The organism is Paeniglutamicibacter cryotolerans, assembly GCF_014190875.1.
GTDB lineage: Bacteria > Actinomycetota > Actinomycetes > Actinomycetales > Micrococcaceae > Paeniglutamicibacter > Paeniglutamicibacter cryotolerans.
In genome coordinates, this window is sequence record NZ_JACHVS010000001.1 from 2,843,077 (window position 1) to 2,857,536 (window position 14,460).

A 14,460-nucleotide genomic window follows, 5' to 3' on the forward strand; every position below is an offset into this window, starting at 1 on the left:
CGGTCAAGCCGGAGATGCGGAACCTGCGGGGGGCCCCGGCTTGCGATCTGATGACGAATTGACGTAGTTGGCCTAGTGTGCCGAGGTTCGGGGCCCACCCCTGCGCTCTGCGTCGCGGGATCGTTCTCGCGGTTGACCGTGATCTCCACTCGTAGTCTCGCCGTGTCGCTCGCCAGTGGGTTGGTTGAGTGTCCCGAGTGCGGAGCCGGGGCACCTTGGATCGGGCACTCGGAAAGTGGCGGGCCCTCTCGCGACGACGGGACGTCGAAGAAGCATCAGTTCCGGTTGAGTCCGAATTTCCTGGTGAGCAGGGCACGCTTGTAGTGGTTCTCGGATGCATCGATTTCCATCGTTGATGCGCCGGGGCCAAAGACCCGCAGGATACTGAACTGGAAGTGCTCCCGATGGGTAAGGTCCAGCTCGGATAGCTCACGCAGGGCAACGTTGCCCCCGTGGCCCGTTTTGGCATAGTTGCTCCAGCGTCCGAGGATGCGTTCTGCGCCGTCGGCCTTTCCGACGTAGAGCCTTCCCGTTTTGGTGTCGGCTATCAGGTAGATTCCCTGCACGGAACCGAGCGCTTGGCGCCAATGGTCATAGCGCGAGTCTTCAACGACCGATTGGAGCTCGTTGAACGTCAGCAGTAACTGGTCGAATCCGGGGAAGGGTTCCGGCCGCGGATCGGAAATCTCCATGATCGGGAAACTCATGGTGTTTTTGGCGCTCTTTGCCCAGTTCACTGCATCTTTCGACCATTCGATGACAAGTCGGCCTTGAAATGAGGCGAGGAACTGGGTCGGTCGAAGATCAAAGCACCGAAGTGTGGGGGTTCGTTCGTGAACGATTTCGCCGTGGTTCTCGTAAGCGCCGAGGAATCGTGAGCGTCGACCGCCGGCGGCGATGAAGTTCATCCAGATGAACGGCGGGGTCCTGCCGATCTTGTTGTCGATTCCCTGCAGGCGAACGTACTCATGAATTTTCTCGGGGGTGAGGTCGGAGGGGCCGGTCAAGCCGTCTGCCGTATAGGTGTGTCGAAGGAGCAGCACTTGGCTCGAGTCGACTCCGGTCGCGTCAAAGAAGTTGCCGAGAGTGAGCTTCCCTGCGGCTGAGGTTGTGAGTGTCATCTGGCTGAGCCTAGCCCCGCTTCCGCCGTCCGGGCCCCGTTCGTGGTGGAGGGTCGAACATACAGGAAAAGCCTCGGACTGCTTTCGCAGTCCGAGGCTTTTCCTTCCCATGTGCACCCCTCGGGACTTGAACCCGAAACCCATTGATTAAGAGTCAATTGCTCTGCCAATTGAGCTAGGGATGCATTTGTGCAGGTTGTCGGTTTCTTTCGGCCCCGTCGCTCTGCAACGACATGAAACACTACCAGTCTGACGGGGGATTGCAAGTCGAGGAAGCCCTTTGAGGCGCACTTCACAACTTTGAACCATTTCGGCGGCTTTTGGTGTGGTCAATCTCGGGTTCTAGGCTGTGGTTATGGAACAGATCACCGTTGTCACGCTGCCCGACCAGAAACTTCTTGATGCAGTATCGCCCTTGCCTGAAGGAATGCGCGGGGGAGTGTGGGACTGTGTGGGCCGACCGGCGGGTGTCGAACTGGAAGAGATCCAGATGGTCGTGTTGCCGTATGCGACCCGGATCGGCAACCTCGTCGCTGTACGCGGGGCTACGAACCTGCGACTGGTGCAAACCCAGTCCACGGGGTTTGACGCAGTCCCGGAACTCGTGGGGAAGGACGTCGCCGTTGCGTCGGCCAGCGGCGTCCATGCGGCGGCAACGGCTGAACTTGCGGTAGGGCTGGTCCTCGCCTCCGTTCGCGGCATCGCCGAATCCGTTCGAGACCAGGCGAAGGGGCACTGGAACCCTTCCCGATGGCCGGGACTGGCTGATCGCAAGGTGGGCATCATCGGTGTCGGTGGGATCGGCGAGGAAATCCGCCGCCGGCTGGATCCCTTCGAGGTAGAGATGACCCGCTTCGGCTCGAGATCCCGCATAGACGAGCACGGTCGGGTGCGGGGCATCGATGAACTGTTGGCACTTGCGCCGGGACTGGAGGTGCTGATCTGCATCGTTCCGCACAACGAGTCCACCCATCACCTGATAAACGCCGAGGTGATGGCCGCCCTGCCCGATGGCGCGGTGATAGTCAACGTGGCCCGCGGGCCGGTGGTCGATACCGACGCCCTGGTCGCCGAGGTGGCCTCTGGACGGTTGCGAATGGCCTCGGATGTCTTTGATCCGGAGCCGCTACCGGCCGGCCATCCGCTCTGGAAGCTACCCAACGCACTGATCGTTCCGCATAACGGGGGCAATACCAACGCCTTCCCTCCGCGGATCGCGGCCTTGCTCAAGCGCCAGCTGGCCGCCGTATCGCGGGGGATCCTGCCCGAGAACGTGGTGCGGACCGGAACCCGGCTGGGCTGAGCCGCCGGACGGCGTCACCCGAAGACGATGCAGGGCGGCGGACCGGGCAGGGTAACTCGCCTGCATCCCGAGGAGGACCGATTGTCGACGGGTGGCAGGCGTGAGCATGTTGCGCCCCGCCCGGTAGCATCGAAGCTGCGAATCATCGCGCTTACGGGAGAGTGCGCCACCGACATTCCCGCCATCCACTTTCGAGGAATCCGATGCAGTTGAACAAGCAAACGCTCAAAGCCGAGGGGTTCACCGGGTTCCGGCCCATCGCCGCCGTCGAGATCAACAGGATTCCGCAACGCCCGGGGATCTTCGCCATACTGCGCCCCGCCGGCTTCGAGGCCCGGTTCCTGGCCAAGAGCACGGCCGGGGTCTTCAAGAAGAAGGACCCGACCTTGCCGCAGGACGCGCTGGCCGCGGAATGGGTCGCCGACGCGGATGTCCTGTTCATCGGCAAGGCCGGCCCCGGCAGCAAGGGCAACCGGGGCCTCCGACGCCAGATCCAGGAATTCGTGGACTTCGGCAACGGCAAGCCGCCGGGGCACTGGGACGGTCGGCTGATCTGGCAGCTTGCGGATCCCGGGACCCTGCTCGTGGCCTGGCAGGAATTGCCTGCGGAAGCGCTCAATGCGGCCCAGGCAAACCACCATGCGCAGTTCATCCAGCATCACGGCAGGCTGCCGTTCGCCAATCTCATCCAGGCCCGCGCCTAGGGCATGTCCCGGGGTGCGCGGTCCAGGGTGTCCATGAACAAATCCATGAACTCGGTGAAGTCCAGCGAGTCGACGTCCTGGTCCAAGAGGACCCGGTGGCCGGTGTCGGGCAGATCAAGGCTCGCGCTCGCCGGGACCTTGAAGCGGAAGACCCTCCCGGTGCTGGTGCCGATCTCGTAACCTCCGTCGTTGACGAGTGCAAGGTGGGAAAGATTTGTGATGTTGATTTCTATGGCTGCGGACTTCGGGGTCAGGCTTATCGGGTTCAGCGGCGCCAGCACCACCTCGATCGGTTCGCGCCGGTAGCCGATGACGGCGGGCGCCGATGACCCCGAGGTCCCGGTGGCCAAGACGAGGTTGTAGCTGCCGAAATTCGGTATCTGGCTCTCGAATGCGATGCGCAGGAGAGCCTTCAGCTCCGCATCCTCGGAATCTTCCTGGGCTGTATCCATGGTTTCCACTGTAGCGACGGCCAACCTCTGCGGCGGCCCAGGCTGACGGGCGGGGAAATGTGTCGCTTCGTTGTCACGGGTTCGATACCCGATGGCAACGGCAATAGAATCGGACCCATGAGCCAGGACACCACACCAGATATCAAACCACGCAGCCGCGTCGTGACCGACGGCATCCATGCCGCCCCGGCACGCGGCATGTTCCGCGCCGTCGGCATGGGCGACGATGACTTCGCCAAGCCGCAGATCGGCGTCGCCAGCTCGTGGAACGAAATTACCCCCTGCAACCTTTCGCTGAACCGCTTGGCCCAGGGGGCCAAGGAAGGCGTTCACGCCGGCGGTGGCTTCCCGATGCAGTTCGGTACCATCTCGGTCTCAGACGGCATCTCCATGGGCCATGAGGGCATGCACTTCTCGCTGGTTTCCCGCGAGGTCATTGCCGACTCGGTCGAGGTCGTCATGCAGGCCGAGCGCATCGATGGATCGGTCTTGCTGGCCGGCTGCGACAAGTCGTTGCCGGGCATGCTGATGGCAGCGGCGCGGCTCGATCTCGCCTCGGTCTTCCTCTACGCCGGTTCGATCATGCCCGGCTGGGTCAAGCTCGAGGACGGCTCCGAAAAGGAGGTCACCTTGATCGACGCCTTCGAGGCCGTCGGCGCGTGCGCCGCGGGCAAGATGTCGCTCGAGGACCTGACCCGCATCGAAAAGGCCATCTGCCCCGGCGAGGGCGCCTGCGGCGGCATGTACACCGCCAACACCATGGCCTGCATCGGCGAGGCCCTGGGCATGTCGCTGCCCGGATCGGCCGCCCCGCCCTCGGTCGACCGCCGCCGCGACGTATTCGCCCACAAGTCCGGCGAGGCAGTGGTGAACCTGTTGCGCCTGGGCATCACCTCGCGCCAGATCATGACCAAGAAGGCGTTCGAGAACGCCATCGCCGTCACCATGGCCTTCGGTGGCTCCACCAACGCCGTGCTGCACCTGCTGGCCATCGCCCGCGAGGCCGAGGTCGACCTGACCCTGGCCGATTTCAACCGCATCGGTGACAAGATCCCGCACCTGGGCGACCTGAAGCCTTTCGGCCGCTACGTCATGACCGACGTGGACAAGATCGGCGGCGTGCCGGTCATCATGAAGGCACTGCTCGATGCCGGTCTGCTGCATGGTGACTGCCTGACCGTCACCGGCAAGACCGTTGCCGAGAACCTGGCCGAGATCAACCCGCCGGATGTCGACGGCAAGATCCTGCGCGCGCTGGACAATCCGATCCACAAGACCGGCGGCATCACCGTGCTGCACGGTTCGATGGCCCCCGAGGGTGCTGTCGTGAAGTCCGCCGGCTTCGACGCGGACGTCTTCGAGGGAACCGCCCGGGTCTTCGACCGCGAGCAGGGAGCCTTGGCAGCGCTGGACAATGGCGAGATCAAGGCCGGCGACGTGGTGGTCATCCGCTACGAAGGTCCTAAGGGGGGCCCCGGCATGCGTGAGATGCTTGCCATCACAGGCGCCATCAAGGGTGCGGGCTTGGGCAAGGACGTATTGCTGCTGACCGATGGCCGCTTCTCCGGAGGCACCACCGGCCTGTGCATCGGCCACGTGGCACCGGAAGCCGTCGATGGCGGCCCGATCGCATTCGTCCAGGACGGCGATAAGATCCGCGTCGACATCGCTGCCCGCTCCTTTGACCTGCTGGTCGAGGAGGCCGAGCTCGAGGCCCGCAAGGTGGGTTGGGAGCCGTTGCCGGCCAAGTTCACTACGGGTGTGCTGGCCAAGTACGCCAAGCTCGTGAAGTCCGCTTCGACCGGCGCGTACTGCGGCTAGTCCGATGACTGTCCAAGGGGTGGATGCGTCCACCCCTTGGACGACCGTCTCACATTGTGAGATTTGCAACTGTTTTGTTTGACTATCATTTCTGCGGCGAGCAGACTGGGGTCATGAAGATCCGCACTGAACTCCTAGTAGTTATCAAGCGCTGAGCCGGCGGCCCCCACAAGGGACCCAGGTGCAGCGCATACCCCAACTCGCCGTGACGGTGCCGAGGGGTTTTTTTATGTGCAGAACGAAGAGATAGAGAAGGAAGAATCCAACATGAGTAACGGAATTCCCGCCAGCCCATCGCTGGCGGCCAAAGCCGCCAACCGCACCAAGGATGCCGCTCCTGTCTCTTCCGTCGTGGAGGCGTCGAGCCCCGTCCAGGGCCCGAACAACATCATTGCCCCCACCGAGATGACTGGCTCACAAGCCATTGTTCGCTCACTGGAAGAATTGGGCGTCAAAGACGTCTTCGGGTTGCCCGGTGGAGCCATCATGCCCACCTACGACTCGCTCATGGACTCGACCGGGATCAACCACATCCTGGTCCGCCACGAACAGGGCTCGGGCCACGCGGCCCAGGGCTACGCCATGGTCACCGGAGAGGTGGGCGTGTGCATCGCCACTTCCGGACCCGGCGCCACCAACCTCGTCACCTCACTGGCCGACGCGCACATGGACTCGGTCCCGATGGTTGCCATCACCGGCCAGGTGCACAGCGCCTTCATCGGCTCGGATGCTTTCCAGGAAGCCGACATCGTGGGCATCACCATGCCCATCACCAAGCATTCATTCCTGGTGACCAAGGCGGAGGATATTCCCCGGGTCCTGGCCAGCGCCTTCTACATCGCAGCCACGGGCCGTCCCGGCCCGGTCCTGGTTGACATCACCAAGGACGCGCAGCAGTCCAAGATGACGTTCTCCTGGCCTCCGAAGATCGATCTGCCCGGTTACAAGACCGTGGTGCGTGGCCACAACAAGCAGGTCCGCGAGGCGGCCAAGCTGATTGCCTCCTCGATCCGCCCGGTGTTCTACGTCGGCGGCGGCGTCATGAAGGCCCATGCATCGGCCGAACTGCTCGACCTGGCCGAACTGGTCGGCGCCCCGGTGGTCACCACGCTGCAGGCCCGCGGCGCGTTCCCGGACTCGCACGATCTGCATGTCGGCATGCCCGGCATGCATGGTTCGGTTTCAGCGGTCACCGCGCTGCAGCAGGCCGATCTGCTGATTACCCTCGGAGCCCGCTTCGATGACCGGGTCACCGGCGTGCTGTCGTCCTTCGCCCCCAACGCGAAGGTCATCCATGCCGACATCGACCCGGCCGAGATCTCCAAGAACCGTACCGCGGACATCCCGATCGTCGGCTCGGCGAAGGAAATCATTCCCGAACTGACAGAAGCCTGCCGCACCCGCTTCGCCGAGGACGGCCACCCCGACCTCGCCGCGTGGTGGGAGGTCATCGGCCGCCTGCGCGAGACCTACCCGATCGGCTACACTCCGACCGGCGACGGACTCTCCGCCCCGCAGCACGTGATCCAGCGGATCGGCGAGCTGACCGGACCCGAGGCGGTGTATGTCTCGGGCGTCGGCCAGCACCAGATGTGGGCCGCGCAGTTCATCAAGTACGAGCGCCCGCATTCCTGGCTGAATTCAGGTGGACTGGGAACCATGGGCTACTCGGTTCCCGCCGCGATGGGCGCCAAGGTCGGCAACCCTGACCGCGTGGTCTGGGCCATCGACGGCGACGGCTGCTTCCAGATGACCAACCAGGAGCTCGCCACCTGCGTCATCAACAAAATCCCAATCAAGGTCGCCATCATCAACAACTCGTCGCTGGGCATGGTCCGCCAGTGGCAGACCCTGTTCTACGACGGGCGCTACTCGAACACCGACCTGAACACCGGCCACGGAACGGTCCGGGTCCCTGACTTCGTGAAGCTCGCCGACGCGTATGGCTGCGTGGGCCTGCGGTGCGAACGCGACGAGGACATCGACGACACGATCCGCCAGGCACTGGCGATCAACGACCGCCCGGTGGTCATCGACTTCGTGGTTTCCCGCGACTCGATGGTCTGGCCGATGGTGCCGACCGGCGTTTCAAACGACCAAATTCAAATTGCTCGCGGCATGACGCCGGAGTGGGAAGAGGAGGACTAGAACATGGCACGCCACACTCTTTCCGTGCTCGTCGAGGACGTACCGGGCGTGTTGACCCGCGTGGCGGGGCTCTTTGCCCGCCGTGCGTTCAACATCCACTCCCTGGCAGTGGGCCCCACAGAGGTTCCCGGGATTTCCCGGGTCACCGTCGTGGTCGACGCCGAGGGCGACTTGCTCGAGCAGGTCACCAAGCAGCTGAACAAGCTGATCAACGTCATCAAGATCGTTGAACTCACCTCAGAAACTTCCGTGCAGCGAGACCATATCCTGGTCAAGGTCCGCGCGGATGCCGCAAACAGGCTGCAGGTAACCCAGGCAGCCAACTTGTTCCGGGCCACAGTGGTGGATGTCTCTACAGAATCCGTCATCATTGAGGCCACCGGCAACGCCGATAAGATCACGGCTCTGCTCGCAGTGCTCGAACCCTTCGGTATCCGCGAAATCGTCCAATCCGGAACCCTGGCCGTCGGCCGCGGCTCCAAATCAATGTCGGACCGCGCACTGCGTTCCGTCTCTGCCTGATCTTTCCCATTTACAAGGAGTAATCAAAGTGACCGAAATGTTTTACGACGACGATGCAGACCTGTCGATCATCCAGGGACGTACCGTCGCCATCATCGGCTACGGCTCCCAGGGCCACGCCCACGCGCTGAACCTGCGCGACTCGGGCGTCGACGTACGCGTCGGCCTGAAGGAAGGCTCGAAGTCGCGCGCCAAGGCAGAGGCCGAGGGCCTGCGCGTCCTCTCCGTCGCCGAGGCCACCGCCGAAGCCGACGTGATCATGATCCTGACCCCGGACCAGGTCCAGCGCTTCGTCTACGCCCAGGAAATCGCACCGAACCTGCAGGCTGGTGACGCCCTGCTCTTCGGCCACGGCTTCAACATCCGCTACGGCTACATCACCCCGCCGTTGGACGTCGATGTGGCACTGGTTGCCCCGAAGGCTCCGGGCCACACCGTGCGCCGCGAATTCGAAGCCGGCCGCGGCATCCCGGACCTGATCGCCGTGGAGCAGGACTTCACCGGTGCCGCCAAAGCGCTGGCGCTGTCCTACGCCAAGGGCATCGGCGGCACCCGTGCCGGCGTCATCGAGACCACTTTCACCGAAGAGACCGAGACCGACCTGTTCGGCGAGCAGGCAGTGCTCTGCGGTGGCGCCTCCCAGCTGGTGCAGTACGGCTTCGAGACCCTGACCGAAGCCGGCTACAAGCCGGAGATCGCCTACTTCGAGGTGCTGCACGAGCTGAAGCTCATCGTGGACCTCATGTGGGAGGGTGGCATCGCCAAGCAGCGCTGGAGTGTTTCAGACACCGCCGAGTACGGCGACTACGTCTCGGGCCCGCGCGTGATCACCCCGGAGGTCAAGGAGAACATGAAGGCAGTTCTCGCCGACATCCAGTCCGGCGCGTTCGCCAAGCGCTTCATCGACGACCAGGATGCCGGAGCACCTGAGTTCCTGGAGCTGCGCGCCAAGGGTGAAGCCCACCCGATCGAGGCCACCGGCCGCGAACTGCGCAACCTCTTCTCCTGGAAGACCACGGATGACTACACCGAGGGCTCCGTCGCCCGCTAAGGCCGACAAACCCGGTTTGCCCAGGCCCAGTGCCCTGGCCATCCACCGACAATGCCCGTCCCGAAGCAATTCGGGACGGGCATTGTCGTGCCAGCCGTTGCCCTAGCCGTCGTCCCGTAGCGGGCTCCTGGGATTGTTGGCGCGGCGGGGGATCACTGGTCCCGGGGCGAAGCCTGGCAACAAGGCGATGGCCCCGGGAACGGTGTGCAGCGGTATTGTTCATCCCTCATACCCGCGCCACGGTGTGTCAGGCAAACCGGTTGAACCCGAGCTACGGGCAAGTGGCCCGGCTCCAAGCATCGATGCCCGCCCTGAATTGTTTTGGGGCGGACATCGACGGTTCGTTACCGCTACTGGAGCATGGAGGTGGCCGGCATGCGGGATGAGGGAGTGCTAGCGGGGCACCCGGGGGCTCGAGGGCGAGGTCCGGGCCACGGTGGCGTAGCCGGCCTTCCGCCCGGTGACGCGCACTTTGAGGGTCTTGCCCGCGTCGGCGCGTACCACCTGGTAGGTCTTCTTCTTGGCGCCGGTGATCTGCTGGCCCGAGCGGTACCAGCGGTAGGTCAGGGCGACGGGCGAAGGCCCCCATTTCTTCATCGAAATACTCAGAGTGGAGCCGACCTGCGCCTTCCCGTTGGTTTTCGGGCCCGTGGTGGTGAGTTTGCCCTTCACCACGGTCCCGGTGGGCGTCGAAACCTGTCGCGATGGGGAATAGCCGTCCTTGATTCCGGTCACGGCGAGTTTGAGGCTCTTTCCCGCGTCGGCCCCGACCAAGGTGTAGGTCTTCTTCGTGGCGCCGGTGATCGGCTTGCCCGAGCGATACCAGCGGTATGACAGCGTCACCGGGGTCGAACCCCAGGCGCCGGGAACCGCTGTGAGCTTGGAAGCGACCCGGGCTGTTCCGTCGACCCGGGGGATCTGGGTTCTAAGCTTTCCCCGGGCGACTGCCGTTGTCGGTGCCGAGGTCTTCCGGAGGCTCGAGTAGCCCTTCTTACTGCCGGTGACGGCGACCGTGATGGCCTTTCCCGCATCGGCGGGGAGCAGCGCATAGGTGCTGGCGGTGGCCAGGGGAATCGGATTCCCCGCCCGGTACCAGCGGTAGGCAAGCGCCACCGGGGCCGGTCCCCATGCATTCGTCGAGGCCGATAGAACACGCCCCACCCGTGACGTCCCAGAAATCAGCGGAACCGAGGGTTTCAGCGGCGGGAGAGTGGCCCTGACTGCGGCACCGGCGTCAATGATCCCGGCCCCGCAGCCATGGGCGATGTTGCACTTCAGCGGACGTGCGGTGGCCTTCAGCAGCGATTCGACGGCCGCCGGGGTGAGAGTCGGGTTGCGGGCCAGCATCAGTGCAATGGTTCCCGCTACATGCGGGGTGGCCATTGAGGTTCCGATATCCATGGCATAGGCCTCGGTCGTTGGCCCCTTCGTTCCCTTGTTGCTGGTGGAGAGGACGCCAAGCGGATCCAGGGACTCGGGATCATCGCCGCCCGGGGCCATGACGTCCACGTTGCTGCCGTAATTCGAGTATGCGGCCCGGGCGCCGGCGCTGGTGACGGCTCCGACCACTATGACGTTTCGGCAATTCGCCGGGGAGGAGTCGGAGACCTTTCCGTATTCGTTCCCGGCCGCGACGACCACGGGGATGCCCTTGCCGACCGCGAAGTCGATGGCCGCCTGATAGGTCCTGGAACAGGTCCCCGAACCGCCGAGGCTCAGGTTGATGACATCGGCCCGGTGTTTGTTTTTCCGCGCAACTCCTGGCACCGAGCCGCCGGCAGCCCAGATGATGCCGTCGGCGATGTCCGAATTGTAGCCCCCGCAGACACCCAGGACGCGAACGGGCAGGATGGACGCGTCCGGCGCCACTCCCGCCACGCCCTTGCCGTTGCCGGTCACCGCGGCAATGGTCCCTGCCACATGGGTTCCGTGCCAGGAGGAAGGCTCGGCCGGCAGGTCGTCATCGCACTGTCCGAACCGGGTGGTCCAGTCCCCGGGATCGGAGGGGTCCGGGTCACGGCCATCGCCGTCGTTTGCCGTGCTGAAATCGTTCTTCGCCGCATCGTCGGCGGAGACCATGTCGTATCCGGGCAGGGCCTTCGCTAGCCGGCCGGGAATCGCCGGATATTCTAGGTCCGAGTGCCTGGCTATTCCCGTGTCAACCACGGCAACGACCGTGCCCTTGCCTCTCGACAGCTCCCAGGCCTTCTCCATATTGATACCAGCGGCAGTGGACGCCAGGTCCCATTGCTGGGCGTAGTAGGGATCGGTGGGCACGGAGGCCGTCCTGGAGCGGCCGTCTCGTTCGGCGAATTCGACACCGGGCAGCGCGTTGAGGTCCGCCAGGAAGGCATCGGCCTGATCGGCGCCGAGCTCCCGGTCGGTGGTGATCACGTTGGTCCCCAAGGAGGTCTCATGCAGCTGCTCCACCACCACGCCGGCATCGCCGCCGACCGCCCCGTAGGCGTCGTCGCGCCACCGCGAGTCGTCCTGTGACTCGTGGGTGAACTTCACGATGAACCGGTCGGTGGGCTGCTCCCCGCTGCCGGGCAGCTGGGCTGCGGGAGGGCTTTGCGGGGAATCGGGAGCCGGGGGAAGGGCCGCAGCCGAAGCAGCCACCAGCAGGGTGGAAACAAGAATTGACAAGGCGGTGGCGGCAACCCGCCTGGCTTGTGCGGGCATGCTGAGTCCTGGAAAGGGCATCGGCGGGTGGACCGGTTCTCTCGGGGAGCGGTGTCGGGAATCGGCAGCGGATATCCGCCCGTCCCGTCCGTTCCGTGGTGGCTGTACGGCGAACCGTCGAGCCAGCCTAACAGCCGCACTTGCCACGATGCCGCAGTGGCGGAGCTCCGTGTCCCATTCGTTGTACTAGGTGCGGGGGCCGACGGGGATTCAGCCGGCGCGGCGGTTTAACTCGCGCACGATGGCCTTGGCCACCAGTGAGGACTCGGCATCGTGGTTCAGCGGTTTGCCGGCGAGGAACAGGCCGTGGGCCATGTGCTGGACCCGAAGCTCGGCCTGCTTCATGATCGCTTCGATGTCATCGGAGCTGAGGGATTCGATGTAGCGCCGGACCAGCTCCTCGTGGGCAGGGGTGGGCATGGCCCCGGCATTCTCGTTCATGTCCATCATGTTCCTCCCTGGTATCAGTTTGGCACCAGCGGCTCTCCTCCTCAACAGGGAATTCGCCTCATGGGAGGCCGGGCATGAAAACGGTGCCGACCCGTCCGGGCCGACACCGTTTCACGGTGGCGCCAGCGGGGACCTAGAACGGATAGGGCGCGATTTCCGGGCGCATGGTCAGCCACTGCATCTCGGTGAAGGCCTCGATGTTCGCCTTGTGCCCACCGATGCGTCCGCCATTGCCCGAGTCCTTCACCCCGCCGAAGGGGGAGTTGGGCTCATCGGACACCGTCTGCTCGTTGATGTGCACCTTGCCCGATTCGAGCCGGTCGGCAATCGCCATTGCCGTACCGACATCTCCGAGGATCGAGATGGAGAGCCCATAGGCGCTGTCGTTCGCCATGGCCACCGCCTCGTCGATGGTGGAGAACTTGCGTACCGGTGCGACGGGGCCGAAGATCTCCTGGTTCCAGGCATCGTGCTCGTCGGTGAGGTCGGCCAGCACCGTCGGGTGGTAGTAGAGCCCGTCGCGGATGGACCCTCCGGCGGCCAGCCGGGCACCGCCGGACACCGCGGCTCCGACGAGGGAATCGATCTTTGCCAATTGGTTCGCATCGATGATCGGGCCGATGGCCACCGTTCCGGATTTAGGATCGCCCATGGGCAGGTGCTCGGCCTTTTGTGCGAGGGCTGCCACGTAGTCCTCATAGATGTCCTCGTGCACGATGTGCCGGCCGGTGGCCATGCAGATCTGTCCCTGGTGCATGAACGAGCCGAATGCCGCGGCAGAGGCGGCCTTGGCCAGGTCAGCGTCGGGAAGCACGATCATGGCGCTGTTGCCACCCAATTCCAGGTGGGCTCGCTTGAGCAGACGGGCGGCCGCTTCGCCGATTTTGCGGCCGGCCGCCGTGGAACCGGTGAACGCGATGACCCGCACCTCGGGGGCCTCGACCACGGCGGCGCCGACATCGGCGCCGCCGGGCAGCAGCGAGAGCAGCCCCGAGGGCAGCCCGGCCTCCTCGAAGATGCGTATGATGCTCACCCCGGCACAGACGGTGGTGCGTGGGTCCGGCTTCAGGAGCACCGCGTTGCCCAACGCAAGGGCCGGGGCCACGGCTCGGATGGCCAGAATCAGCGGGAAGTTGAACGGTGCGATGACCGAGACGACACCGACCGGGCGATGCCGGGCAAAGGACCAACGATCGTTGTTGCTGGTCAGCACGTCGCCGGCGGGAAGGCTGGGCAGGGCCGAGGCCTCGTAGCATTCACTGGCGGCTGTGTGGGTCTCCAGCCCCGCTTTTGCCGGAATGCCTCCGGATTCGCGCACGATCCAGTCGTTGACCTCCTCGGCGTGCTCCTCCCAGAGCAGGCCGGCCCGGCGCAGCACCGCGGCGCGCTCCTCAGGGTTCCGGGCCGCCCATTCCTTCTGCGCGGATGCGGCACGGGTCGAGGCCTCGAGCACGTCGGCTGCCGATGCAACGCCGTAGCGGCCCAGGGTTTCTCCTGTGGCCGGCTCGAGCACGGCGCTGGAGCCGCCGCCTCCGTCGCGCCAGCCGCCGATATAGACCTTGGAGTCCCAGAGCTTGGAGTTCAGTAAATTCATGGTGCTGTCCTTATCGAGAGGTGACCCGGGAATGGCACTGCCGGGAAACGGCTGGTTGATGTCGAGCAGGGGCGAGCGGTGCCGACGCACAGCACTACTGCCTTGATCGTTGCATCGGATGAGCATTCGGCCAAGGCCTGTTCGATACCGGCGAATTTGTCATGGCGAACCAGCTCGCCAAACGGGGAGTCTGACGGCCGATGTCGTCCACTTGGAACCGAGCCCAAGACGCCATTGGAGGCGGTGGAGCCACTCGGTGGCCGGCCGGAACCACGCAATCCGGGTGAAACACTCTGCCGCTGCCTACGGCGGCTTGTTGGACTGCCAGTGGGAGCTGGCAATGCCCTATTGGCGCGAGGCTAGTGTGCGCGAGGGGACGCTGGAGTGCACACGAGCCTCGAGCTGCACCCGCAAAACCTGTTCGTCTATCCGGCCAAGCTGGTCCGCTTGGTCGAGCGGACGGGGCGAGGAACCTCGGATCCGAAATGGATCCGAGCCATTTTGTTCTGGCAGGGCACTGATCCGAGAGCCGCCATCCGGTCATTGGAACCGCTCATGTTGCATGCGCCGTCAACGGGGTGTTCGATGACCGATTCCGCACTTTGCAGCCGG

11 protein-coding genes and 1 tRNA gene are annotated in these 14,460 nt (G+C 64.6%); 6 read left to right on the top strand and 6 right to left on the bottom strand.

What is annotated here, in order from left to right:
- Positions 1-275 precede the first annotated feature (275 nt).
- Positions 276-1,121, bottom strand: coding sequence for a GIY-YIG nuclease family protein (locus E9229_RS13060; RefSeq protein ID WP_183511752.1), 846 nt, complete (start codon positions 1,119-1,121; stop codon positions 276-278).
- A 112-nt stretch (positions 1,122-1,233) separates the two neighbouring features.
- Positions 1,234-1,306: transfer RNA gene (locus tag E9229_RS13065), tRNA-Lys, on the bottom strand.
- 170 nt (positions 1,307-1,476) lie between these two features.
- Here E9229_RS13065 and E9229_RS13070 point away from each other — a divergent pair.
- Together E9229_RS13070 and E9229_RS13075 are read left to right on the top strand one after the other, a co-directional pair.
- Complete coding sequence (locus E9229_RS13070; RefSeq protein WP_183511753.1) at positions 1,477-2,424, top strand: 2-hydroxyacid dehydrogenase; 948 nt, start codon at positions 1,477-1,479, stop codon at positions 2,422-2,424.
- 203 nt (positions 2,425-2,627) lie between these two features.
- Positions 2,628-3,128, top strand: a complete 501-nt coding sequence (locus tag E9229_RS13075) for a hypothetical protein (RefSeq protein WP_183511754.1) — start codon at positions 2,628-2,630, stop codon at positions 3,126-3,128.
- Here the strand turns inward: E9229_RS13075 and E9229_RS13080 are convergent.
- A complete protein-coding gene (locus tag E9229_RS13080; RefSeq protein ID WP_183511755.1) occupies positions 3,125-3,580 on the bottom strand; it encodes a hypothetical protein in 456 nt (151 codons plus the stop codon). The two genes, E9229_RS13075 and E9229_RS13080, sit on opposite strands and share 4 nt — an antisense overlap.
- Positions 3,581-3,697: 117 nt before the next feature.
- On the opposite strand from E9229_RS13080, the gene ilvD reads away from it, so the two are divergent.
- The 4 genes from ilvD (at position 3,698) to ilvC (ending at position 9,122) form a co-directional block, all read left to right on the top strand.
- On the top strand, positions 3,698-5,401 hold the full coding sequence (gene ilvD, locus E9229_RS13085) for a dihydroxy-acid dehydratase (protein ID WP_183511756.1): 1,704 nt from the start codon (positions 3,698-3,700) through the stop codon (positions 5,399-5,401).
- Between the two features lie 267 nt (positions 5,402-5,668).
- On the top strand, positions 5,669-7,549 hold the full coding sequence (locus E9229_RS13090; RefSeq protein WP_183511758.1) for an acetolactate synthase large subunit: 1,881 nt from the start codon (positions 5,669-5,671) through the stop codon (positions 7,547-7,549).
- 3 nt (positions 7,550-7,552) lie between these two features.
- A complete protein-coding gene (ilvN, locus tag E9229_RS13095) occupies positions 7,553-8,071 on the top strand; it encodes an acetolactate synthase small subunit (RefSeq protein WP_183511759.1) in 519 nt (172 codons plus the stop codon).
- Between the two features lie 28 nt (positions 8,072-8,099).
- A complete protein-coding gene (ilvC, locus tag E9229_RS13100; protein WP_183511761.1) occupies positions 8,100-9,122 on the top strand; it encodes a ketol-acid reductoisomerase in 1,023 nt (340 codons plus the stop codon).
- A gap of 393 nt (positions 9,123-9,515) precedes the next feature.
- On the opposite strand, the gene E9229_RS13105 is transcribed toward ilvC, so the two are convergent.
- The 3 genes from E9229_RS13105 to E9229_RS13115 all read right to left on the bottom strand — a co-directional run bounded on the left by E9229_RS13105 (position 9,516) and on the right by E9229_RS13115 (position 13,848).
- Positions 9,516-11,804: a S8 family serine peptidase gene (locus E9229_RS13105; RefSeq protein ID WP_183511762.1), complete on the bottom strand. Its 2,289-nt coding sequence runs from the start codon at positions 11,802-11,804 to the stop codon at positions 9,516-9,518.
- A 210-nt stretch (positions 11,805-12,014) separates the two neighbouring features.
- Complete coding sequence (locus E9229_RS13110) at positions 12,015-12,245, bottom strand: hypothetical protein (protein ID WP_183511763.1); 231 nt, start codon at positions 12,243-12,245, stop codon at positions 12,015-12,017.
- Positions 12,246-12,387: 142 nt separating this feature from the next.
- Positions 12,388-13,848, bottom strand: a complete 1,461-nt coding sequence (locus E9229_RS13115; RefSeq protein ID WP_183511764.1) for an aldehyde dehydrogenase family protein — start codon at positions 13,846-13,848, stop codon at positions 12,388-12,390.
- Between the last annotated feature and the right edge of the window lie 612 nt (positions 13,849-14,460).

Excerpts from the sequence above, each read along its gene's own strand:
- E9229_RS13075 (WP_183511754.1), top strand. The coding sequence starts at position 2,628 with ATGCAGTTGAACAAGCAAACGCTCAAAGCCGAGGGGTTCACCGGGTTC.
- E9229_RS13105 (WP_183511762.1), bottom strand. The coding sequence starts at position 11,804 with ATGCCCGCACAAGCCAGGCGGGTTGCCGCCACCGCCTTGTCAATTCTT.
- E9229_RS13115 (WP_183511764.1), bottom strand. The coding sequence starts at position 13,848 with ATGAATTTACTGAACTCCAAGCTCTGGGACTCCAAGGTCTATATCGGC.
- E9229_RS13090 (WP_183511758.1), top strand. The coding sequence starts at position 5,669 with ATGAGTAACGGAATTCCCGCCAGCCCATCGCTGGCGGCCAAAGCCGCC.
- ilvD (WP_183511756.1), top strand. The coding sequence starts at position 3,698 with ATGAGCCAGGACACCACACCAGATATCAAACCACGCAGCCGCGTCGTG.
- E9229_RS13080 (WP_183511755.1), bottom strand. The coding sequence starts at position 3,580 with ATGGATACAGCCCAGGAAGATTCCGAGGATGCGGAGCTGAAGGCTCTC.
- E9229_RS13110 (WP_183511763.1), bottom strand. The coding sequence starts at position 12,245 with ATGAACGAGAATGCCGGGGCCATGCCCACCCCTGCCCACGAGGAGCTG.
- E9229_RS13070 (WP_183511753.1), top strand. The coding sequence starts at position 1,477 with ATGGAACAGATCACCGTTGTCACGCTGCCCGACCAGAAACTTCTTGAT.
- E9229_RS13060 (WP_183511752.1), bottom strand. The coding sequence starts at position 1,121 with ATGACACTCACAACCTCAGCCGCAGGGAAGCTCACTCTCGGCAACTTC.
- ilvN (WP_183511759.1), top strand. The coding sequence starts at position 7,553 with ATGGCACGCCACACTCTTTCCGTGCTCGTCGAGGACGTACCGGGCGTG.